Source organism: Janthinobacterium sp. GW821-FHT03C08 (assembly GCF_059420905.1).
The window spans coordinates 1-20829 of the sequence record NZ_JBWKUP010000032.1 but is presented as its reverse complement, the minus strand read 5'-3'; the positions used below and the strand labels follow the sequence as shown (position 1 = coordinate 20829).

The following is a 20829-nucleotide window of genomic DNA, read 5'->3' as shown; positions in this document are numbered from 1 at the left end:
CAATACAAAACGCCCGATGTGGTGCATCGGGCGTTTCTACAGCAATAAATACTGTCAACCTATTTTAGGACTGGACATGGCCCAAGCCGGGCGGCCATGTTACATTGCTCCTTTTAATTCACAAGGGCTGCACCTTGAACGCACTTCGCGCCGGCTGTCTGCTGTTCGCCCTGCTCCTTTCCGCCACGGCTCTGGCCCAGTCCCAAGCCAGGCGCGACGCCGAGTATCTGCAGGAGTTCATCGTCCCTCTCGCCAAACTGCAACTTGAAAGGCGCGGCCAGTTCCTCCCCATCGGCGCGGCCCTGAAGCAGAACGACGACTTTGTCCTCATGCCCGTCAGCCCATCCGCGCCCGGGCTGCTGCCTGCCGACATCATCCAGCGGATACAGGAGAGCCTGAAACAAGGCGCCGCCGAGGGCCAGTTCAAGGCAACCGCCCTCGCATATGACGCCACCGTCCCCCTGCCCGCATCCGGCAGCCAGTCCGATGCGATCGCCGTCGCGCTCGACCACCGCGATGGCTATTCGGTGATCACCTTCCTGCCCTACGAACTGCGCGGCAAGGAAGTCCGGCTGGGCACGCCGTTTACGCGCCAGGGAACGGCCGCCGTTTTCCTGCAAAAGTAAGCGATGTGACAGGCTGGGCAAAGATCATTCCCGCAGCGCAGCAAACTGGTATATAATTCGCCTGCGGGGTGGAGCAGTCTGGCAGCTCGTCGGGCTCATAACCCGAAGGTCACAGGTTCAAATCCTGTCCCCGCAACCAATACTGAAAAACCGCTGTCTCCTGCAAGGGAGGCAGCGGTTTTTGCATTCCAGGCCGGGGCCGCCGCCCTACGCTGCGGCCGTCGCCCTGATCTGCCTGGCCGCCGCGTGCAGGCTGGCCGCCACTCGTTCCAGCTTGTCGGCGCCCGTCATTTCGGCCAGGGCGGCCAGCGCGCTGACGTGAAAGGTGGCGACCATGGCCGGCGACACGTCCAGTTCCAGCGCGGCCTGGCTCAATTGCGTCGACGCTGCCAGATAGGCATCGCTGCCCGCCTCGAACGCCTGTTTCGTTTCCAGCAACTCCTGACCGCCCTGCGCCTTGGCCAGGCAGTCATCGACCTTTTGCTGGAAGGCCGGCAGGCAGTCACGCACGGGTCCCGTTTCCGGCAGCGGCTCGGACGGCGGCTCGGCTGGCGCAGGCGCCGCTTCGGCCGGCCTGGCCGCCGGCACCACGTCGCGCAAGGTGAGCCAGCGCTCGACGGCGAGGAAATCAGCAAACGGCTCGGCCACTTTCGGATTCATCAGCCACACTTCGCCCGTGCGCCAGTCGATCCTGGCACCACGCTCATTTCTCGCGAGCAAAATATCCTTGCCGCCATTTGCATTCGACACGCGGCCGATGTCGAGCCAGTTCATCATTTCCGCCTGGCGCGACATCGCATTGACACGATGAAAATAAGCCAACCATAAGAATCTGGCGACCAGGAGAACCAGGGCACCACCAACCATCCACATCATGTTTCGCTCCGCGCTGCATCGACAGCCCGCATTTTCTCACATGGAAGCTTGCGCTCAGGAAACTTTTGCATCTGCCGTGCGGCAGCGCAAAGCCACTGCCGCGCGGCACGGACGCGCAGTCGCATTTCAGCAACGCCGCCTCTTCCCCGATTGCCTGCCGCGCGCCGCTGCGTTATTATGAGAACAATTCTCATTTAGATTAAGCAGTGCACATGCTGTCCGTCCCCTCTCCGCCATCCGACTTTCAAGCGCTGTATGCCGAGCACCATGGCTGGCTGCTGCGCTGGCTGAAGCGGCGCCTGCACGACGCAGGGCTGGCCGGCGACCTGGCGCAGGATACCTTCATCAAGGTCCTCGTCGCGCGCAGCAGCGCGGCCATCATCCAGCCGCGCCCCTTCCTGGCCACCATCGCCAGCCGCCTGCTGGCCAACCACTACCGCCGCGAGGAACTCGAACGCGCCTATCTGGACGCCCTGCTGCATGCGCCGCAGGCGTGCGTGCCCTCGCCGGAAACCCTAAGCATCGTGCTCGAGGCGCTGCAACTGGTCGACCGCGCACTGAACCGGCTGCCAGGCAAGGCCAAGGCTGCCTTCCTGCTGGCCCACCTCGATGGCATGAGCTATGCCGAGATCGCCGCCGAACTGGGCACCACCACGCATTCCGTCAAAAAATACCTGAGCAAGGCCAATCTGCTGTGCTTTTTTGCCGTGCCCGATTTTGCCACGGCCTGAGATGCGCGGCGCGACAGTCTATGCCCACGGCCAGCCCATCGACCTGGCCACCGCCATGCAGGCGGCGGAATGGCTGACCACCCTGATGAGCGGAGAGGCCACGCCGGCGGAAACAGCGGCATGGCGGCACTGGCGCCAGGCGCACCCGGATCACGAACGGGCGTGGAGCCATATCGAGCATGTCAGCGGCGGCTTGCAGGAACTCGATGCCCAGGCCAGCCGCAAGGCCCTGCTGCACGGCCCCATGGCGCGCCCTGCTTCGCGCCGCAAAAGCCTGCAGCTGCTGGCGTGCCTCGCCAGCATCGGCGTCGCGGGCTGGTTCGGCGCGCGCCCGGATCAAGCGCCCGGCCTCGTCCGCGCCGCGCTGGCCGACCTGTCCACCGGCGTGGGCGAGCGGCGCGAACTGGCCCTGCCCGATGGCAGCCGCCTGCACCTCAACAGCGCCAGCGCCGTCAACATCCGCTACACGGGCACGCAGCGCCTGCTGCAACTGGTGCAGGGGGAAATCTTCATCGCCACCGCCCGCGAAACGGGCGCAAGCTACCGCCCCTTCCTCGTCGAGACGCCGCATGGCCACGCGCAGGCGCTGGGCACGCGCTACTCGGTGCGCCAGGCGGACAGCAGCACGACGGTCGCCGTCGAGGAAGGCGCCGTCAGGCTGACGCCGCGCCAGGGCGACGGCACGCTGCTCGTCCATGCGGGCCAGGGCGGCGGCATGACGGCGCAGGCCATCCTGCCCGCGCACGCCGTCACGTCCGACATCTGGGCCTGGCGCCAGGGCCTGCTGCTGGCCGACGCCATGCCGCTGCGCGAATTCCTGCATGAATTGAGCCGGCATCGCCACGGCCTGCTCGGCTGCGACGACGCCGTCGCCGGGCTGCGCATCTCCGGCGTCTTCCCGCTGGCCGACCTCGATGCGGTCCTGCTGTCGCTGCCCGATTCCCTGCCCGTCGACGTGCGCCTGCGCACGCGCTACTGGGTGCAGGTGGAAGCGCGCCGGCAGCGCTGAAAAAATATCTGGCGTGCGCCGCAAAAAAACTTACCCGTTTCCGTTTCTCGCGTGACCTGTGTAGGCAACGTTCTTTTCGACGACTCCAACACAAGGTAACCATGTCTCCAGTTATGTCTTCCAGATCCCGGCCACGCCCGCCGCGCACGCGCATGGCGCGTGCCATCGAGCTCCTCTTCATCGGTTCCGCCCTGCTGCTGACCATGCCCGCGCCCGCGCTGGCGCAGGAAAGCGCGGCAGCGGCCAGCCTCGACTTCCAGGTGCCCGCGGGCGACCTGGCCACTGCGCTGCGCCAGGTCGCCAGCCAGTCGCGGGTCATCCTCAGCTTCACGCCGGAGCAGACGCGCGGCAAGACGTCCACCGGCCTGGTGGGCCGCCACGACGTGCTGGCCGCCCTGAACGGCGTTTTGCGCGGCACGGGCCTGAAGGCCGAGCGCAGCGCCAATGGCAGCTATGTGCTGCGCCCGGCCGATGCGGCGGCGGGCGGCGAGGCGCTGTCCATGATGCCGGAAGTGTCGGTCAAGGCGCAGCAGGACGCCAGCGAAGGCTCGGGCGCGTATGTCTCGCCCCTGCCGATCGCCACGGCCACGCCGCTGGGCCTGTCGGCCAGGGAAACGCCGCAGTCGGTCAGCGTGATCACGCAGCAGCGCATGCAGGACCAGGGCTTGAACACCATCGCGCAAGTCATGGCGCAGACACCGGGCATCACCCTGTTCTCGCTGGGCAGCGAACGCTCCGGCTTTACCTCGCGCGGCTATGCGATCACCAACTACCAGCTCGATGGCGTCAACACGCACTCGGAAAACCTGGGCCTCAATGCGATACCGTCGCAAAGCCTGGCCGACATGGCGCTGTACGACCGCATCGAAGTGCTGCGCGGCGCCTCGGGCCTGATGACGGGCGCCGGCGACGCCTCGGGCGCCATCAACATGGTGCGCAAAAAGCCGACGGCGCAGTTCCAGGCCTGGGTCGAAGGCGAACTGGCTTCCCGCGACGAGCGGCGCGGCGTGGCGGACATTTCCGGCCCGCTGAACGAGGCAGGCAGCTTGCGCGGCCGCCTGGTGACCGTGTACGAGGAAGCCGACAGCATCATCGACGGCTATAGCCGCGACAAAAAGGTGGTGTATGGCGTGATCGAAGCGGACCTGTCGGCCGCGACGAAACTGACGGCCGGCGTGACGCACCAGCGCAACCGCTCGAAAGGATCGCTGTCCTACCTGGGCTTCCCCCTGTTCTACAGCAATGGCGAGATGACGGACCTGCCACGTTCCTTCAGCCCGGCCGCCAGATCGAACCGCTTCGGCAGCAATTCGACCGACGTCTTCGCCACCCTGGAACACGCGCTGGCGAACGGCTGGAGGCTGAAAATCTCGGCCGACCGCGTGCAGTCGTCGCAGGAAGAGCGCGCCGTCTACATGAGCGTGAGCAGCGCCTTTCCCGACCAAGCCACGGGCGATGGCCTGATGCTGAACGGCGACTACCGCGATTACCGGCTCAAGGTCAACAGCGTGGACGTCAATGTGCGCGGTCCGTTCAGCGCCTTCGACCGCCGGCACGAGCTGGTGCTGGGCATGGACTACAACGAATTCCAGAGCACGACGGATGGCCGCTTCGACAAGGACATCCAGCAGACCGCCGTCAACCTGTACCGCTGGAACCGCCAGGCCACGCCCGTGTTTGGCGATACCTTCGTCACCTACGACAGCACGCGCCGCCAGGCCAGCGCCTATGCCGCCACACGCCTGAACCTGTCCGAACGCCTGAAACTGATCGCCGGCGCCAAGGTGCTGCGCTACAGCGAGAATTACATCTCCGATGCGCCTGCCGTGTCATTTTATGGCGAGTCCCCGGCGTCGGAAAGCCGCGTCTTCACGCCGTATGGCGGCCTGGTGTTCGACATCGACGCCACGCACAGCCTCTACGCCAGCTATTCATCCATCTACCAGCCGCAGGCCGCGCAAGACCGCTATGGCAAGCTGCTGGCGCCGCGCGCGGGCAAGACCTACGAAGCGGGCATCAAGAGCGGCTGGTTCGATGGCCGCCTGAACACCTCGGCCGCGCTGTACCAGATCCGCCAGAGCAACCTGGCCGAATCGGACCCGGGCTACACCGTGCCAGGCACCAACAATCCCGCCAACCGCACCATTAAGGGCGCCAAGACCCAGGGCGTGGACCTGGAAGCGACGGGCGCCCTCGCGCCAGGCTGGAATGTGTCGGCGTCGTGGTCGTACAGCCAGACGGAAAACAATACGGGCAAGGCGATCCAGACCACCTTCCCGCGCCACCTGGTGAAATTGTGGACCACCTGGCGCCTGCCCGGCGAGCTGCAGCGCCTGACCGTGGGCGGCGGCGTAAACTGGCAAAGCCGCGTGTATTCGGACATCGACGCGTGGCAGATCAACAGTACCCTGCACTGGGAACAGAAGGCGTACTCCGTGGCCAGCCTGATGGCGCGCTACGACGTCAGCGACAAGCTGTCGGCGAGCGTCAACGTGGCCAACCTGTTCGACAAGAAGTACACGGCGTCGGTGTCGGACTGGTGGTATTCGGGCATGCATGGTCCGGCGCGCAAGGTGGCCTTGAGCGTGCGCTACCAGTTCTGACGCGCTGAAGGCGTGGGGCGAATATTTCACATTATCCAGGGGCCGGTGATACAATTTTCCGCTTCACGGGCAGCACCGTGGCCCGTGCCACAGAGACACCCAAGGAGAATGTGTGAAGGACCTCGCCCCCGCCCTGCCAGCCGATCCGGCCGACCAACCCGCCAATCCCTCGCGCCGGCGCATTTTCCAGGCTGCTTCCGCAGTCGGCCTGGCCGCCAGCCTGCCAGCGCTGGCCGATGCCGCGCCAGCCAGGAAGACCATCGCCAAGGGTTCGCTCGATGCGAAACTCAAGGCGCACGTCAAGAACGTGGTCGTGATCTACCTGGAAAACCGCAGCTTCAACAACCTGTTCGCCAACTTCCCCGGCACCAGCGCGCCCCTGTCCGCCGTCACGGCCGAACAGGCGCAGCAGATGGACCGCGACGGCAAGCCGCTGGCTACCCTGCCGAAGATCTGGGGCGGCCTGGTGCCGAACCAGCAGAACATCGGCGGCATCGATTACCTGATCAAGGAAGACCAGATCACGGGCCTGGCCAACGCGCCCTACAAACTGAGCGACGCGGCCGGCAAGCCCCTGCCCGAGAGCATCATCACGCGCGACCTGGTGCACCGCTTCTATAACAACCAGATGCAGATCAACGGCGGCAAGAACGACGGCTTCGCCGCGTGGGCCGACAGCGGCGGCCTGGTGATGGGCCATTACGGCGAAACGTCGAAAAACCTGAACCTGTGGCAGATCGCCGAGCAGTACACCCTGTGCGACAACTTCTTCATGGCGGCCTTCGGCGGCTCCTACATGAACCACCAGTTCCTCGTCACGGGCCGCGCCAACGAATACTTCAACGCGTCCGAGACGGCGGCGAAGAAAAAGATCGCCGTGCTGTCCGACGGCCCGCAAGGCGTGCGCCTGGCCATCTCGCCCGACTGCCCCGCCTCGGCGCTGGACGGCAAGCCGAAATACGTCAACGACGGCGCCATCACGCCGGACGGCTATGCCGTCAACACCATGGCGCCGCCCTACCAGCCCAGCTATATCCGTCCAGCCTACGACGGCGACCCGCTGCACGCCGATCCGGCGGACGCGAATACCCTGCCGCCGCAAACCTACGACACCATCGGCGACCTGCTGTCGCGCAAGGGCGTCAGCTGGGCGTGGTATGGCGGCGGCTGGCAAGCGGCGCTCGACCACAAGGGTGGCGGCAGTAAACCAAATTTCCAGTTCCACCACCAGCCGCTGAACTACTTCAAGCAGTTCGCCCCCGGCACCGCAGCGCGCGCCGAACACCTGCGCGACGGCGGCACGGGCGACAGCCCGATCTCGAACAAATTCCTCGCCGCCGCCGTGGCGGGCAAGCTGCCGGCCGTGACCTTCTACAAGCCGCAGGGCAACCTGAACCTGCATGCGGGCTATTCGGACATCGAGTCGGGCGACCAGCACGTGGCCAACGTCATCCAGCATCTAAAGGAATCGCCGCAGTGGAAGGACATGATCGTGGTGATCACGTTCGATGAAAACGGCGGCTGGTGGGACCACGTGGCGCCGCCGAAGGGCGACCGCTGGGGCCCGGGCACGCGCATTCCCGCCATCGTCGTCTCGCCATACGCGAAAAAAGGCGCCGTCGACCACAGCTTCTACGACACGACGTCGATCCTGCGCCTGATCACGCGCCTGCACGACCTGCCCCTGCTCGAAGGCTTGAAGGTGCGCAACGAGGCCTTCGCGGCCCGTGGCGCGCTGCCGCCGGGCGACTTGACGGGCGCCCTGAGCTTCCGCTAAACGCCATCCAAAACCTGCTGCGCGTCGCGATTTGCGGCCTGCGATGCTCACTGTGCTAAAGCACAGTTGCGCTTCTCAGCCACAACTCACTGCCGCTCGCTACGGTTTTGTCAGGCGTTATAAGCCACCCACGGTGCGGCACGCCTGTGATACACTGCGTGCCGCACTTAAATCCGCAGGACAAGTTTTCCTGCAGGTTGTCCCAACAATGAGCCCGACTCCAGTAGCCGGGCTTTTGTTTTGTGGACGAAGCGCACAGAGTATTCACACAGCGGGCAGCTTTTTGCCCGCTCCCCGGCGCCGGCTTTTCGCGGCCGGGGACCAGAGGTTCAGAAATGAGAGATAAAAAAGACAACGCCACCATCGACTTGCCCGGTTTCGGCCCGCCGCCAGCGCACGACGCGCCAGAGCCGGCGCCGGAACCGCAGCGCCGCGTGCGCGTGCGCAAGGTGGCCTTGAAACAGGTCCAGCTGGAATTGCTGGAGCCGACCGATGCCACGGGCTTGCCCGTGTGGACGCGCGACGCCGGCCTCGATCTCACCGGCCTGCCCATCTGGGCGCCGGATACCTGATACCTGATGCATCAACGCGGGCGGCCGTTTGCCGCCGGCTGCCACACCACCATCCGCACAAGGGCGTAATGCCTGTAGACTGTGCCCATCCACCGCTTTTTACCGGCTACGCCCCTATGAATACCACCTCCACCACCACCGCCTTTTCCAGCCTGCCGCTGACGCCCGCCTTTCTGGCCAACCTGGATTCGCTCGGCTACCACGAGATGACCACCATCCAGGCGCAAAGCCTGCCGGCCGTGCTCGATGGCCGCGACCTGATCGCCCAGGCCAAGACGGGCAGCGGCAAGACGGCCGCCTTCGGCATCGGCATCCTGCACAAGCTCAATCCGGCCTGGTTTGCCGTGCAAGGCCTGGTGCTGTGCCCCACGCGCGAACTGGCCGACCAGGTGGCCAATGAGCTGCGCCGCCTGGCGCGCGCGGCCGGCAACATCAAGATCCTGACCCTGACGGGCGGCGCGCCCATGCGCCCGCAAATCGCCTCGCTGGAACACGGCGCGCACATCGTCGTCGGCACGCCGGGCCGCCTGCGCGACCATATCGGCCGCGGCACCATCAACCTGAACCACGTGCAGACGCTGGTGCTCGATGAAGCGGACCGCATGACGGACATGGGCTTTTACGAGGAAATCGCCGGCATCGTCAGCGCCTGCCCGGCGCGCCGCCAGACCCTGCTGTTCTCGGCCACCTACCCAGAAGACATCCGCCGCGCCACCGCATCCTTCCTCGTCAATCCGCTGGAAGTGACGGTCGAGGCACAGCACGACAACGACAAGATCGAACAGCGCTTCTATGAAATCGGCTTCGACGAGCGCAACGCCGCCGTCGGCAAGCTGCTGAAACACTTCAAGCCGGAATCGACCCTGGCCTTCTGCAACACCAAGGTGCATTGCCGCGAGCTGGCCGAGGAACTGCGCCAGCAAGGCTTTTCCGCGCTGGCCCTGTACGGCGAGCTGGAACAGCGCGAGCGCGATGAAATCCTCGTGCTGTTCGCCAACCGCAGCTGCTCCGTGCTGGTGGCCACCGACGTGGCCGCGCGCGGCCTCGATATTTCCGACCTGGGCGCCGTGATCAACGTCGACGTCTCGAAAGACACGGAAGTGCACATCCACCGCATCGGCCGCACGGGCCGTGGCAGCAAGAAGGGCCTGGCCCTGTCGCTGTGCGCGCCGAACGAGAAGAAATGGGTCAAGTTGATCGAGCAGTACCAGAACAGCGCCGTCGAATGGCACGCGCTGAAGGAACTGGGCGAGGACGATGGCGCCGAAGCGCTGCCGGCGCCCATGGTCACGCTGTGCATCATGGGCGGCAAGAAGGACAAGCTGCGTCCCGGCGACCTGCTGGGGGCGCTGACGGGCGACGCCGGCCTCACCAAGGAACAAGTGGGCAAGATCAACGTGTTCGAGTTCATGACCTACGTGGCCATCGACCGCACGGTGGCCGAGGCGGCCTTCAAGCGCCTCAATGCCGGTAACTCCCTGGGCCGCGACTTCGGCAACATCAAGGGCCGCAGCTTCAAGATGCGCTTCATCGAGGCGTAAGCTGCTGCAATGCGCGCAGGGCCGCCATGGTCCTGCGCCCCGGATACGCTTCCCACACGGGGTATTCGTCGCGGTAGTAGCAATTCCAGTAGCTGACGGCGCGCCGTTCCAGCGTAGCGACATACGCGGGATTCTCCCGCAGGTAGCGCGCCAGCGCCTGCGCATTCCAGGCCGGCAGCGCCGCGCCGATTCTCTCGACTATCTCCAGCACGTATTCGCCGCACAGGTGCACGACGAAGGGCACCGTCCATGCGCGCTCCTGCCGCAGCAGCTGCGCCACGCAGTGTGCGCGCAGATGCCCGTCATGGTGACGCGTACCCAGGCACAGGGCAATCGCGCCCGCGTCGCCGGGCAGCCCCGTGGCATCCAGCAGCGCTTCGCGGACGTAATAGGTGCGCACGGGAATGCGCAGCCGCCGGCCATCCTGCTGCACGTCAAACGGCGCCGACGGCGCGTGCAGCTGGCCATCGGACAGCGCGGGCAGCAGCCATGACGCGGCATCCGTCAGTGCGGCCGGAAAGGCCTGCGCTTCAGTCATCGGCAGCGTCCTGGCACACCTTGCGCACGCCCAGCGCGGGCTTGTCCATTTTTTCAAAGATCACGTTCGAATACCATGCGGCGGGGTCGCCTGCGGTGGGCTTGCCCAGCGAGACATAGTAGCCGCCGTGGGTGAACAGGGCCGTGGTTTCCTTGCCCGGAGTGGCGGCCCGCAAAAAAGCGGGGTAAGCCGCCCTGTCGACCCGCGCAAACCGCGCGTCCAGCAGCGCCAGCAGACGCGCGTGGCGCTCCGGCGCATACGGCAACAGATACAGGTACTCGACCAGCTCGCCGCCATCGGCCAGGCGCGTGACGGCAGCCGTCGCCGCCTCCGCTTCAGCGCCAAAGCGGCACAGCACCCCGCCGCTGTAGGCGAAATCGATGACGGTTTTTGGCGCGCAGGCCTGCACTTCCCGGTCGATGCCGACGGGCGGCAGCGCGCGCACCTGCGCCAGCAGCGCCTCGCCGGAGGAGGCCAGCGCGGGAAAGCCGGGACAGTCGCTGGACGCTTGCGCGGGCGCAAGGGCAAGGCAAGCACTCAACAGCAGCACGGCACGCTTCACGGCATCTCCCGTTTTCATCAGGCGGCCATTATGCCGCACCGGCGCGGATACCATCCTCACAAACGGCGCGCCTGCTGGCCCTGCGGCGTATCGTCGATGTCGTAGCCGGCCGCGCGCGCCAATGCGCGCAAGCGGTCCGACTCCGCCCACTGGCGCTGCGCACGGGCGGCCGCCCGCTCTTCCATCCACGCCTGCACCTGCGCCGGCACGTCCACCCGGGCCGGCTGCCACGCCAGCAAGTCCAGCCCCAGGGCCGCATCGAAGCGGGCCATGGTGGCTTTTTTCACGGCATCGGGCAGCGCGCTTTTCAGCAGTTCCCAGGCCACGGCCAGCGCGCGCGGATAATTCAGGTCATCGTTGATGCAGATCATAAAACGCGCATGCCACGCGGGGTCGGCCTCGCCAGCCGCCGCGCCCAGCCCGTGCACGCTGCTGCGCAGGCGCGCCAGGCCGCTGGCAGCGGCGCGCAGGGCTTCATCCGTGAAATTGAGGCTGCTGCGATAGTGGGCGCCCAGGCACAGGTAGCGGTAGGCGAGCGGATCGATACCCTGCTCCGCCAGGCTGTCCAGGCGCAGAAAATCGCCCGAGGATTTCGACATCTTCGCCTCTCCCGTTTTCAGGAAGGCGCCGTGCAGCCAGAAGTTGGCCAGGCGCGTGCCGTGGCGCGCTTGCGTCTGCGCGATCTCGTTGCTGTGGTGGACGGCCACGTGGTCTTCGCCGCCGCAATGGATGTCGAAATACGCGCCCAGGTGCTTTTCCGCCATGGCCGAGCATTCGATATGCCAGCCGGGGAAACCCAGGCCCCACGGGCTGTCCCACTCCATCTGCCGCTGGCCGGGCACGCCGCTGAACTTCCACAGGGCGAAGTCGCAGATGTCGCGCTTCTCGCCCAGCTCCACGCGCTTGCCCGCCTGCAGGCCGTCGCGCTGCAGGTTCGCCAGCTTGCCGTAGCTGTCCTGGCGCGTGGTGTCGAAATAGATGCCGTCTGCCGTGCGGTAGGTGTAGCCCTTCGCTTCCAGGTCGCCGATGAAGTCGATCTGCTCGGCGATGTGGTCCGTGGCGCGGCACCAGACGGTGGGCGGCAGGATATTCAGGGCGCGCAGATCGCCCTCGAATGCGCGCGTGAAGTCCAAAGCGATATCCCAGGCCGACTTGCCGCTGCGGGCGCTGCGCGCCTCGATCTTGTCGTCGCCGCTGTCCGCGTCCGACGTCAGATGGCCCACGTCCGTGATGTTCATCACGTGGCGCACCTGCAGGCCGTTGAACTCGAGCGCGCGGCGCAGGCCGTCGACGAACAGGTAGGTGCGCAGGTTGCCGATGTGCGCGTAGTCGTAGACCGTGGGGCCGCAGGCGTACAGGCCCGCCTGGCCTGCGGCGAGGGGTTCGAAGGGGCGCAGGCTGCGGCTATACGTGTCGTACAAATGAAGTATCATGCGGGACTTTCATTGGCGTTGCAGAAAAAGAAAATGGCCACAGGTTTTTCAACACTGTGGCCATCGGAATGAGGAGTAAACGCTTACCGGCGCAAGGCCGCATCCTCACGGGGCCAGGCGCACGGACACGACGCAGCAGCGGCGCCGGAAGCAAGGACTGGAGGGAGGATGGAAGTGAGCATGGCTTTACTATCGCATGGGCGCGGGCGGGCAGTCAAGCCCGCCCGCACCGCCCGCTTATTTCTTCGCCTGCTCGATATGCGGCAGCAGCACCGTCAGGATGCCCAGCAGCGGCAGGTAGGAACAGAGCTTGTAGACGTAGGCGATGCCCGCCACGTCGGCCAGGTGGCCCATGGCGGCGGCGGCGATGCCGGAGACGCCGAACATCAGGCCGAAGAAGATGCCCGCGATCATGCCCACCTTGCCCGGCACCAGTTCTTGCGCAAACACAACGATGGCGGAAAAGGCGGACGAAATCACGAAACCGATGATCACCGTCAAGACGGCCGTCCAGAACAGGTCCACGTACGGCAGCAGCAGGGTGAACGGTGCGGCGCCCAGGATGGAAATCCAGATCACGCGCTTGCGGCCGATGCAGTCGCCGATGGGACCGCCCATGAAGGTGCCGGCCGCCACGGCGGCGAGGAACAGGAACAGGTACAGCTGGGCCGCGCCGATGGACAGGTGGAACTTGTCGATCAGATAAAACGTGTAATAGCTCGACAGGCTGGCCATGTAGATGTATTTCGAGAACACCAGCAGGGCCAGCACGCCCAGCGCCCCCATCACCTTGTTGCGCGACAAGTTCGGCCCGTGGCCGCCCGCCTTCGGCTTGAAGCTGGCCAGGTGGCCGCGATACCAGCCGCTGACCTTGTACAGCACGCCGATGGCCAGCACGGCCAGCAGGCTGAACCAGGCGATATTGCCCTGGCCGCGGCCGACGATGACGGCCGCCGCCAGCAGCGGCCCCAAGGCGGAGCCGACGTTGCCGCCCACCTGGAACAGCGACTGGGCAAAGCCGTAGCGTCCGCCCGATGCCATGCGTGCCACGCGCGATGCTTCCGGGTGAAAGGTCGAGGAACCGACGCCGATCAGGCCCGAGGCGATCAGCAGGGTGGGAAACGTCGAGACGATGGAGAGCATCAGCACGCCGGCCAGGGTAAAGCACATGCCAATTGGCAACAAAAACGGCAGCGGACGGCGGTCCGTGTACAAGCCGATCCATGGCTGCAGCAGCGAAGCCGTGCACTGGAACGTCAGGGTGATGAGGCCGACCTGGGTAAAACTGAGTGAAAACTCGGCTTTCAGCATCGGATAAATCGACGGCAATAATGCCTGGATCAAGTCATTGAGCAGATGCACGAAGGCGACGGCGCCCAGGATGTGCATGGCCAGACCGGATTGTTGTTGGGAACTCTGGAGCGTGGGAGCCGCCGGCATGGCGGCGGAAGACGTGGTGGTGTGCATGGTTCATCCGCAATGATCGGGTCCGGCAGGCGGCCCCGCAAAGAACCCAGTATAGTATGGTCATTGAACTGATAACTTCCAATAATCGTCGCGTAAGTGACAACTCGGCGAGAACGCCTTGCAAACCCCGGCGACCAACCCGGCCTAGACCCCATGCACACCAACCACCCTGCCCTGGCCGATGCGGACGGCATGCCCTTCAGCCGCAGCACCGATGCGCACGACTACCAGCACGTACCGCGCCCCGTGACGGCCATGTCCAAGCAATACCAGGCGGGCGACGTCACGCCGCCGCACAGCCATATCCGCGCCCAGCTGCTGTACGCCACGGAAGGCGTGATGCGCGTCACCACCGAGCACGGCGTGTGGATGCTGCCGCCGCGGCGCGCCCTGCTGATCCCCGTCGGCATCCTGCACGAGGTGCACATCCTCAGCGAACTGAGCATGCGTACCGTGTACATTGAAGCGGGTGTGGCGGCCGTCTTCGGCCCCGATTGCAAGGTGCTGGAAGTGAGCCGGCTGTTGCGCGAGCTGATCCTGGCCCTGCTGGCCGAGCCCGTCGAATATGCGCTCGATGGCCGTGGCGACTGGCTGGCGCACCTGATCCTGTCGGAACTGGCGGGCGCCGATACGGTGCCCATCGCCATTCCCTGGCCGCGCGACCGGCGCCTGGTGGCCGTGTGCTCCGCCATCATGGACGCGCCCGGCAGCCGGCGCAGCATCGAGGACTGGGCCCACGATGCGGGCGCCAGCGCGCGCACCCTGATCCGTTTGTTTCCCAAGGAAACGGGCTTGCACTACCGGCAATGGCTGCAGCAAGTTCACCTGGCCGAGGCATTCTGCCGCCTGGACCGGGGCGAAGGCGTGGCCGCCATCGCCTATGCGCTGGGCTACGCCAGTCCCAGCGCCTTCAGCGCCATGTTCCGCCGCATCCTGGGCCGCACGCCGCAGCATTACCTGAGCGAGTGGCGCGGCGGCGAGTAAAGGCAAAAAGCAGCCCGCGGGCTGCTTGTTTTTCCTGGGTAAAACTTACGTCTTCTCGCCCGCGATCAGGCGATAGGCCAGCGCGCCCAGCAAGGCGCCGATGATGGGTGCCAGCCAGAACAGCCACAGCTGGCTGGTGGCCCAGTCGCCCACGTACAGCGCCACGCCCGTGCTGCGGGCCGGGTTGACGGAGGTGTTGGTGACGGGAATGCTGATCAGGTGGATCAGGGTCAGGGCCAGGCCGATCGGCAGCGGCGCGAAGCCGGCCGGTGCGCGACTGTCGGTGGCGCCCAGGATGACGATCAGGAAGAACATCGTCAGGACGATTTCAATTACCAGCGCCGACAGCATCGAGTAGCCGCCCGGCGAATGGGCGCCATAGCCGTTCGAGGCAAAGCCCTTGCTGACATCGAAACCGGCCTGGCCGCTGGCGATCACGTACAGCACGCCGCCGGCCACGATGGCGCCCAGCACTTGCGCGATGATGTAGGGCAGCAATTGCTTGGCAGGAAAACGCCCGCCTGCCCACAGGCCGATCGAGACGGCGGGATTCAGGTGACAACCGGAAATGTGGCCGATGGCGTAGGCCATCGTCAGCACCGTCAGGCCAAAGGCCAGTGCCACGCCGGCAAAGCCGATACCGAGGCCGGGGAAGCCGGCAGCCAGCACGGCGCTGCCGCAGCCGCCCAGCACCAGCCAGAACGTGCCGAGAAACTCGGCTCCATATTGTTTCATGATGTATTCCTTCTAAGTGACGAGAAAACGTGCCAGGGGACGACCAATCAGACCGCTCACTACCTTTGCCGGCGCGCCATGGCGACGGGCAAAGCACAGCACTGCTCCGCTCTGCAAATGCTGCAGAGCGCGCATAATGACATGATGTCATTATCAAGGCAACATTATTATATATAATAATATTAATAGTTTTCTTGACACATAAAGGCTATTTTGATAATTCCTATGGCGCCGGACGGCGCATGTATTTGTGCGGCGCATCCAATGCCGTAAAACCGAAGCCCGCATACAGGGCATGCGCATCGTCGGTCGCCAGCATCCAGCCCACGTTGCGCAAGCGTTCATCGCCCAGCACGGCAGCCACCAGTTGCCGGCCATAGCCGCGGCCCTGGTAGGCCGGCAGGACGAAGACGTCGCGCAGGTAGGCGAAATCCGTATAGTCGGTGACGACCCTGGCGAATGCCACTTGCCGCGCATTCACGTAGCCGCCAAAGCACAGCGCGTTCTCGATGCCCTTGCGCACCGTTTCCAGTGCCACGCCGCGCTTCCAGTAGGATATTTCGCTCAGGTAGCGGTGGATCATCGCCACGTCCAGCTCGTCCCGCACGCTGGATATACGCAGGGGCGCGCCCATCAGTTCTTGATCAGCAGGTCGGCTTCCGCAATGCTGGGATCGCCGAAATACACGGTGCGCACGCCGCCCTTGCCATCGCTGCCCACATACACGCCCGTCATGCTGCGCGCGGCCGGATCGTAGAGGATGCTGTAGCGGTGGCCGCAATTATGCGGCTCGCAGACGCTGCTCAGCAGGCGCGCCTTGCCGTCGATCTCGATGGGCTTGAGCGGCGTCGTCACGCCATTCGGCACCCAGCGCTGCCGCTTCAGGCCGGCCCGCTTGAGGGCGATATTGAAGGCGCTGCGAAAGGCGTAGTCCGCCTTGTAGACTTCGGGAAAATATGGGCAGGCGGCACTGCCGTCGCAGCTTTGCGCCTGCTCGATCAGCGACAGCCTGGGCGTGCGGGCTTGCGCAGGCAGCGCGGCCAGCGCCACGGCCGCGCTCATCAACAGTGGTAACAGCAAACGCAGGGACATGAAACCTCCTGGGACAGCAAATGAAAGGGGGCAGCATAGCAGAATGGCATGCCCGCTTGCGCGCGGGTCATCAGGGCGAGCAGCGGATGCCGACCACGCCATTGACTTTTCCTTCCGGCCAATCCGTCTGGCGCCAGCGGTACACGCCGGGCGCCACGATGATCAGCTGCCACTCCACGAGCTTGCCATGCGCATCCTGGCGGGTTTCATTGTCATAGCGCAAAGTCAGGCTGCGCTCCGTCTCGGCCACCACCGTGGCGGCGAAACGGTTGCTTTCCCCCAGATTGCTCTTCCAGACGCGGTCATTGAAGATGGCCAGACGCGCATGATCGTCAGACAACTGCATGCGCGTAAAGTGCCGCGGCTGATCGCACACATTGTTGGTATTAAAACTGTCGGACCAGCTGCCGGCGAGTTGCGTGACATCGAAAGGAGTGGTCGCGGCAGTCACGGCCGCGCTCAGCAGCAAAGTTGCAAGCATAAAATGTCAGAGGTATCAAAAAGGAAAGGAAGTGGCATGGTCAGCGCAACGCTTCAGTGATGCTCGATGGCAGTACCGGCGTGCGCCGGTGCAGGGTCGCCTGCTCATAGGCATATGCCATGGCAATCAATTGCATTTCGGTATGACACGCGCCGATGAACGACAGGCCGACGGGCAAGCCGTGCGCCATGCCGGCAGGCACGGTCATCTGCGGCTGGACGGCGTGCGCCAGCGGCGCGGCGCGGCAGGTCGGCCCCACCAGCGCGTCGAGTCCCTGCCCGCGCAGCACGTCGCCGATGGCGTCCGCTCCCGGCTCCGGCGCGGGGAACTCCACCAGTTCGGCGCCCTGGTCGCGCAGCACCTGCAGGGCCTGCTCGATCACGGCATCCGTATCGGCGCAGTGCCCGAACAGGCTGCGCGCCACGCCGATGCGGCGTCCGTGCAAGCTGGCCAGGTCCAGCACCGCGTCATCGGCCCGGCCATCGCCGGACAGGGCCGCCAGCAGCCACGCTGCCTCGCGCACGCTGGGTGCCATCGGCCCGGCCACGGCGGCCCCGCCCGCCTGGCCGGCAGCCACCCGGCCCGTCGGCTGGATGGCGACCAGGCCGCACGTGGACGCCGGCGCGACGATGGAACCATCCGCTTCGCTGTCCACGGCGAGGATGGTCAGGCCAGCCCAGCTGGCGCTGGCGTGCGGCATGCTGACGGCAGCCCACTGACGCAAATTGCTCTTGCCGATGATGACGGCGCCAGCCGCGCGCAGGCGCGACGCGATGAAGGAGTCGCAGCCGGCATGCGCCGCCGACAGCGCCTGCGTGCGCGTCTTCATGCGGTCGCCGGTGGCTATGCTGTCGCGCAAGACGACGGGGATGCCATGCAGGGGGCCGCGCACCTTGCGCACCTGCCGCTCACGGTCCATTTCCATGGCAATTTTCAAGGCGTCGGGATTGATTTCGATGCCGGCATGGGCGCGCGCGCCCGTGCTGCACAGCGAGCGGATGCGCGCCAGGTACTGCGATGTCAGCGCATGCGAACTGAGCTTACCTGCCTGCATCATCTGCTGTTGCGGCAACACGCCCGCATCGAGCAGGTGGGCCATGGGACTGGCGGGCGCCGTGGCACGGGCCAGCACGGGACGCGCAGCGCGCATGGACACGGCCGCGGCCGTGGCGCCCCGATAAGCGCCATTGCGTAACAAATGACTGCGCTGCATGGTATCTCCAGGGAACTTCAATGTTTCTAACGCAACAATGTAGAAGCCATAGCATAGCAGTCCTTGCAACTCAATTGTTGTTGAAGGGAATTATTTTTTAAGCAAAAAAAACGCTGCCCTAGGGCAGCGTTTCTTGATGATCAACAACTGGAGCAAGCGGGTCCGGCGTTGGCCGGGCCATGCGTGCAGCGCAGCCTGGCGATCTATCAGTTGCGTACGACACGCTTGTATTCGTTGGTACGGGTGTCGATTTCGATGACGTCGTCCTGTGCCACGAACAGCGGCACTTGCACGGTGTGGCGGTGCGCGTCGATGGCGTTTTCGATCTTGGCTTCTTTCAGGACGTTGCCCGAAGTATTGCCCTTGACTGCAGGCTCCGAGTACACCACTTGACGGGCGATGGTCGTAGGCAGTTCAACGGAGATGGCTTTGCCGTCGTAGAAAATGGCTTCGCATTCCATGCCGTCCTTCAGGTAATGCAGTGCATCGCCCAGGTTTTCTTCTTCGATTTCGTACTGGTTGTACTCGGCGTCCATGAAGACGAACAGCGGGTCGGCGAAGTACGAATAGGTCACTGGCTTTTTGTCCAGGACAACAACGTCGAACTTGTCGTCGCCGCGGAACACGTTTTCCATCGGCGTGTTCGTCAGAAGATTTTTCATCTTCCATTTGTAGGTGAAGCCCGTGCGGCTCGAACCGTTGACATCAGAACGCAACACGATCATTGGCTTGCTGTCGACCATGATGATATTGCCAACACGAATTTCTTTTGCGGGTTTCATAGGAATGTACGTAAAAAGTGGGTTGCATGAAGATCATCTGCCGCCTGGGTGCCATCAGCGCCGCAAGCTTGCGTTTGATCGGTTAAAAATACGTTAGAAATAACCGGGCATTTTACCTTAATTTTGGGCAAGCGCCTATCTCGTCGCGCCGGCGAACGCCAGCAAGTTACTTGCCAGATCGCCATTGGCCTGCATCAATCCCTGCCAGCCCTGCGCCCGCGCGACGATGCGCGGCATGTCGGCCCGCAAGGCAGACCACAGCTGCCTCCATGGCAAGGGGTCGGCAGCGGCGCCATTCCAGGCCAGCGACGCCTGCACCAGGCCGTTGATCGCCCCCTCGGCATCGACGGCGTAGCGCTGCAGGAAGGCGCGCAACTTCACGTGATGCAGGTTTTCATCCTGCACATAGATATGCCAGAGGAAAGGCTTGCCCGCCCACTGGGCGCGCACGAAGGAATCCTCGCCGCGCACGAAGTTCACGTCGCAGGCCCACAGCAGGCGGTCATAGTCATCCTGCGGCACGAAGGGCAGCACGCGCACGGTGAGCGCGCCGCGCGTGTGCACCGCGCCCGCGGCCGCCACATCGTCGCCGAAAAACGCCTGAACGGCATCGAACGCGACGCCTTCCGGCACCAGGCAGACCACGGGCTCGCTCGCTGCCTGCCAGGCCGCAAACAGCCCGGCCACGGGCGCGGACGGGTAGCAGAACAGCGACACTTTTAATGCAGCAACTTCTGCCGGCGTCATGCCGAACTGCCCCAGGAAGGCCGCCATGCCGGCCGCATCGGCCTGGAACGCCTGCCGCCGCTCTTCCAGCGATGCTTCGCGCAGCAAGCCGCCCGTTTTATCGGTGAAACCGGGGAAGAAGAAATGCTTGATCATGCCGTGGCGCGGCGACGTCAGCGCATGGCAGCCTTCCACCCATTCTTCCGCCGTCAAGCCTTCCAGGTTCAGCCACACGGGCTGGGGTACGCATTGCGCCATGGCAGCGATATAGCCCGGGGGAATGTCACAGGCAAAGAACTCGATGACGATATCGGCGATGTCGGCCGGCGCAAACACGCCATCCTGGTCTTGCCAGTGGCGCACCGTAACGCCGGATGCCTGCTGCGCCCGTGCAGCCACATCGATCCCGGGACAGATGCGTTGAAAGCTGGCCAAATCATCCACCCACAAGGTGACGGCCACGCCATGCTCGTTGTGCAACTGCCGCGCGAGTCGCCAGCAGATGCCGATATCGCCGTAGTTATCGACGACTTTGCAGAAGATAGCCAACGATGGCGCGCGATCGGTAGGTAGAAGCATGGGCGGCGGAAAAAAGATGATGCAAGTTGAGATGACGGCGGACAACAAAAAAGCCGCACTGTTACCAGGCGGCTTTGTTGTTGGCTGATTCAGCCGGTCTGGCGTCCCCAAGGGGATTCGAACCCCTGTACTCACCGTGAAAGGGTGATGTCCTAGGCCTCTAGACGATGGGGACAGAAAATCTGTCCTGGACGCGCTACTTTGCATCCCGACCTGTTACTGCTTGCGGCTGGCACTTGCGCGCGCCGCACACTACGCGAATCTGGCGTCCCCAAGGGGATTCGAACCCCTGTACTCACCGTGAAAGGGTGATGTCCTAGGCCTCTAGACGATGGGGACAGAAATCTGTCCTGGACGCGCTACTTTGCATCCCGACCTGTTACTGCTTGCGGCTGGCACTTGCGCGCGCCGCACACTACGCGAATCTGGCGTCCCCAAGGGGATTCGAACCCCTGTACTCACCGTGAAAGGGTGATGTCCTAGGCCTCTAGACGATGGGGAC

20 protein-coding genes and 4 tRNA genes are annotated in these 20829 nt (G+C 64.7%); 9 read left to right on the top strand and 15 right to left on the bottom strand.

Annotation, left to right across the window (positions count from 1 at the left end):
- Positions 1-134: 134 nt before the first annotated feature.
- Together AC07VL_RS27500 and AC07VL_RS27495 are read left to right on the top strand one after the other, a co-directional pair.
- The gene (locus tag AC07VL_RS27500; protein ID WP_494808666.1) at positions 135-626 is read left to right on the top strand and encodes a hypothetical protein; all 492 of its coding nucleotides are present in this window, start codon (positions 135-137) and stop codon (positions 624-626) included.
- A gap of 62 nt (positions 627-688) precedes the next feature.
- Positions 689-765 (top strand) — tRNA-Met (locus AC07VL_RS27495).
- A 68-nt stretch (positions 766-833) separates the two neighbouring features.
- Here the strand turns inward: AC07VL_RS27495 and AC07VL_RS27490 are convergent.
- On the bottom strand, positions 834-1403 hold the full coding sequence (locus AC07VL_RS27490; protein WP_494808665.1) for a hypothetical protein: 570 nt from the start codon (positions 1401-1403) through the stop codon (positions 834-836).
- Between the two features lie 311 nt (positions 1404-1714).
- Here AC07VL_RS27490 and AC07VL_RS27485 point away from each other — a divergent pair, with 311 nt between their 5' ends.
- From AC07VL_RS27485 to dbpA, 6 genes are all read left to right on the top strand, one after another.
- The gene (locus AC07VL_RS27485) at positions 1715-2233 is read left to right on the top strand and encodes a sigma-70 family RNA polymerase sigma factor (RefSeq protein ID WP_494808664.1); all 519 of its coding nucleotides are present in this window, start codon (positions 1715-1717) and stop codon (positions 2231-2233) included.
- Between the two features lies 1 nt (position 2234).
- Positions 2235-3242: a FecR domain-containing protein gene (locus AC07VL_RS27480; protein ID WP_494808663.1), complete on the top strand. Its 1008-nt coding sequence runs from the start codon at positions 2235-2237 to the stop codon at positions 3240-3242.
- A gap of 113 nt (positions 3243-3355) precedes the next feature.
- A complete protein-coding gene (locus AC07VL_RS27475; protein WP_494808662.1) occupies positions 3356-5845 on the top strand; it encodes a TonB-dependent siderophore receptor in 2490 nt (829 codons plus the stop codon).
- Positions 5846-5957: 112 nt separating this feature from the next.
- A complete protein-coding gene (locus AC07VL_RS27470; protein WP_494808661.1) occupies positions 5958-7622 on the top strand; it encodes an acid phosphatase in 1665 nt (554 codons plus the stop codon).
- 335 nt (positions 7623-7957) lie between these two features.
- On the top strand, positions 7958-8194 hold the full coding sequence (locus AC07VL_RS27465) for a hypothetical protein (protein WP_131378450.1): 237 nt from the start codon (positions 7958-7960) through the stop codon (positions 8192-8194).
- Positions 8195-8310: 116 nt separating this feature from the next.
- On the top strand, positions 8311-9735 hold the full coding sequence (dbpA, locus tag AC07VL_RS27460) for an ATP-dependent RNA helicase DbpA (RefSeq protein WP_494808660.1): 1425 nt from the start codon (positions 8311-8313) through the stop codon (positions 9733-9735).
- On the opposite strand, the gene AC07VL_RS27455 is transcribed toward dbpA, so the two are convergent.
- The 4 genes from AC07VL_RS27455 to AC07VL_RS27440 all read right to left on the bottom strand — a co-directional run bounded on the left by AC07VL_RS27455 (position 9722) and on the right by AC07VL_RS27440 (position 13735).
- Complete coding sequence (locus tag AC07VL_RS27455) at positions 9722-10273, bottom strand: hypothetical protein (RefSeq protein WP_494808659.1); 552 nt, start codon at positions 10271-10273, stop codon at positions 9722-9724. The genes dbpA and AC07VL_RS27455 overlap by 14 nt on opposite strands.
- Positions 10266-10853 carry a hypothetical protein gene (locus AC07VL_RS27450; RefSeq protein ID WP_494808658.1) on the bottom strand — a complete coding sequence of 196 codons (588 nt, stop codon included), beginning with the start codon at positions 10851-10853 and terminating at the stop codon, positions 10266-10268. The genes AC07VL_RS27455 and AC07VL_RS27450 overlap by 8 nt, the downstream gene beginning before the upstream one ends.
- Positions 10854-10891: 38 nt before the next feature.
- Positions 10892-12268 carry a cysteine--tRNA ligase gene (cysS, locus tag AC07VL_RS27445; RefSeq protein WP_494808657.1) on the bottom strand — a complete coding sequence of 459 codons (1377 nt, stop codon included), beginning with the start codon at positions 12266-12268 and terminating at the stop codon, positions 10892-10894.
- Positions 12269-12505: 237 nt separating this feature from the next.
- Complete coding sequence (locus AC07VL_RS27440) at positions 12506-13735, bottom strand: MFS transporter (protein ID WP_494808656.1); 1230 nt, start codon at positions 13733-13735, stop codon at positions 12506-12508.
- A 153-nt stretch (positions 13736-13888) separates the two neighbouring features.
- Here AC07VL_RS27440 and AC07VL_RS27435 point away from each other — a divergent pair, with 153 nt between their 5' ends.
- Complete coding sequence (locus tag AC07VL_RS27435) at positions 13889-14719, top strand: AraC family transcriptional regulator (protein WP_494808655.1); 831 nt, start codon at positions 13889-13891, stop codon at positions 14717-14719.
- 45 nt (positions 14720-14764) lie between these two features.
- Here the strand turns inward: AC07VL_RS27435 and aqpZ are convergent, their stop codons facing one another.
- From aqpZ to AC07VL_RS27385, 10 genes are all read right to left on the bottom strand, one after another.
- Positions 14765-15454: an aquaporin Z gene (gene aqpZ, locus AC07VL_RS27430; protein ID WP_494808654.1), complete on the bottom strand. Its 690-nt coding sequence runs from the start codon at positions 15452-15454 to the stop codon at positions 14765-14767.
- Between the two features lie 223 nt (positions 15455-15677).
- Positions 15678-16088: a GNAT family N-acetyltransferase gene (locus AC07VL_RS27425; RefSeq protein ID WP_494808653.1), complete on the bottom strand. Its 411-nt coding sequence runs from the start codon at positions 16086-16088 to the stop codon at positions 15678-15680.
- Positions 16088-16546, bottom strand: coding sequence for an Ivy family c-type lysozyme inhibitor (locus tag AC07VL_RS27420; protein WP_494808652.1), 459 nt, complete (start codon positions 16544-16546; stop codon positions 16088-16090). The genes AC07VL_RS27425 and AC07VL_RS27420 overlap by 1 nt, the downstream gene beginning before the upstream one ends.
- Before the next feature lie 70 nt (positions 16547-16616).
- The gene (locus AC07VL_RS27415) at positions 16617-17027 is read right to left on the bottom strand and encodes a hypothetical protein (RefSeq protein ID WP_290608792.1); all 411 of its coding nucleotides are present in this window, start codon (positions 17025-17027) and stop codon (positions 16617-16619) included.
- Between the two features lie 40 nt (positions 17028-17067).
- Positions 17068-18240 carry an amidase family protein gene (locus AC07VL_RS27410; protein ID WP_494808651.1) on the bottom strand — a complete coding sequence of 391 codons (1173 nt, stop codon included), beginning with the start codon at positions 18238-18240 and terminating at the stop codon, positions 17068-17070.
- Positions 18241-18446: 206 nt separating this feature from the next.
- Positions 18447-19022 (bottom strand): elongation factor P, encoded by a 576-nt coding sequence (locus tag AC07VL_RS27405; RefSeq protein WP_092799733.1) that lies wholly within the window; start codon positions 19020-19022, stop codon positions 18447-18449.
- Between the two features lie 135 nt (positions 19023-19157).
- Positions 19158-20327 (bottom strand): elongation factor P maturation arginine rhamnosyltransferase EarP, encoded by a 1170-nt coding sequence (gene earP, locus AC07VL_RS27400; RefSeq protein WP_494808650.1) that lies wholly within the window; start codon positions 20325-20327, stop codon positions 19158-19160.
- Between the two features lie 99 nt (positions 20328-20426).
- Positions 20427-20502, bottom strand: a tRNA-Glu gene (locus AC07VL_RS27395).
- A gap of 88 nt (positions 20503-20590) precedes the next feature.
- Positions 20591-20666, bottom strand: a tRNA-Glu gene (locus AC07VL_RS27390).
- 87 nt (positions 20667-20753) lie between these two features.
- Positions 20754-20829 (bottom strand) — tRNA-Glu (locus tag AC07VL_RS27385).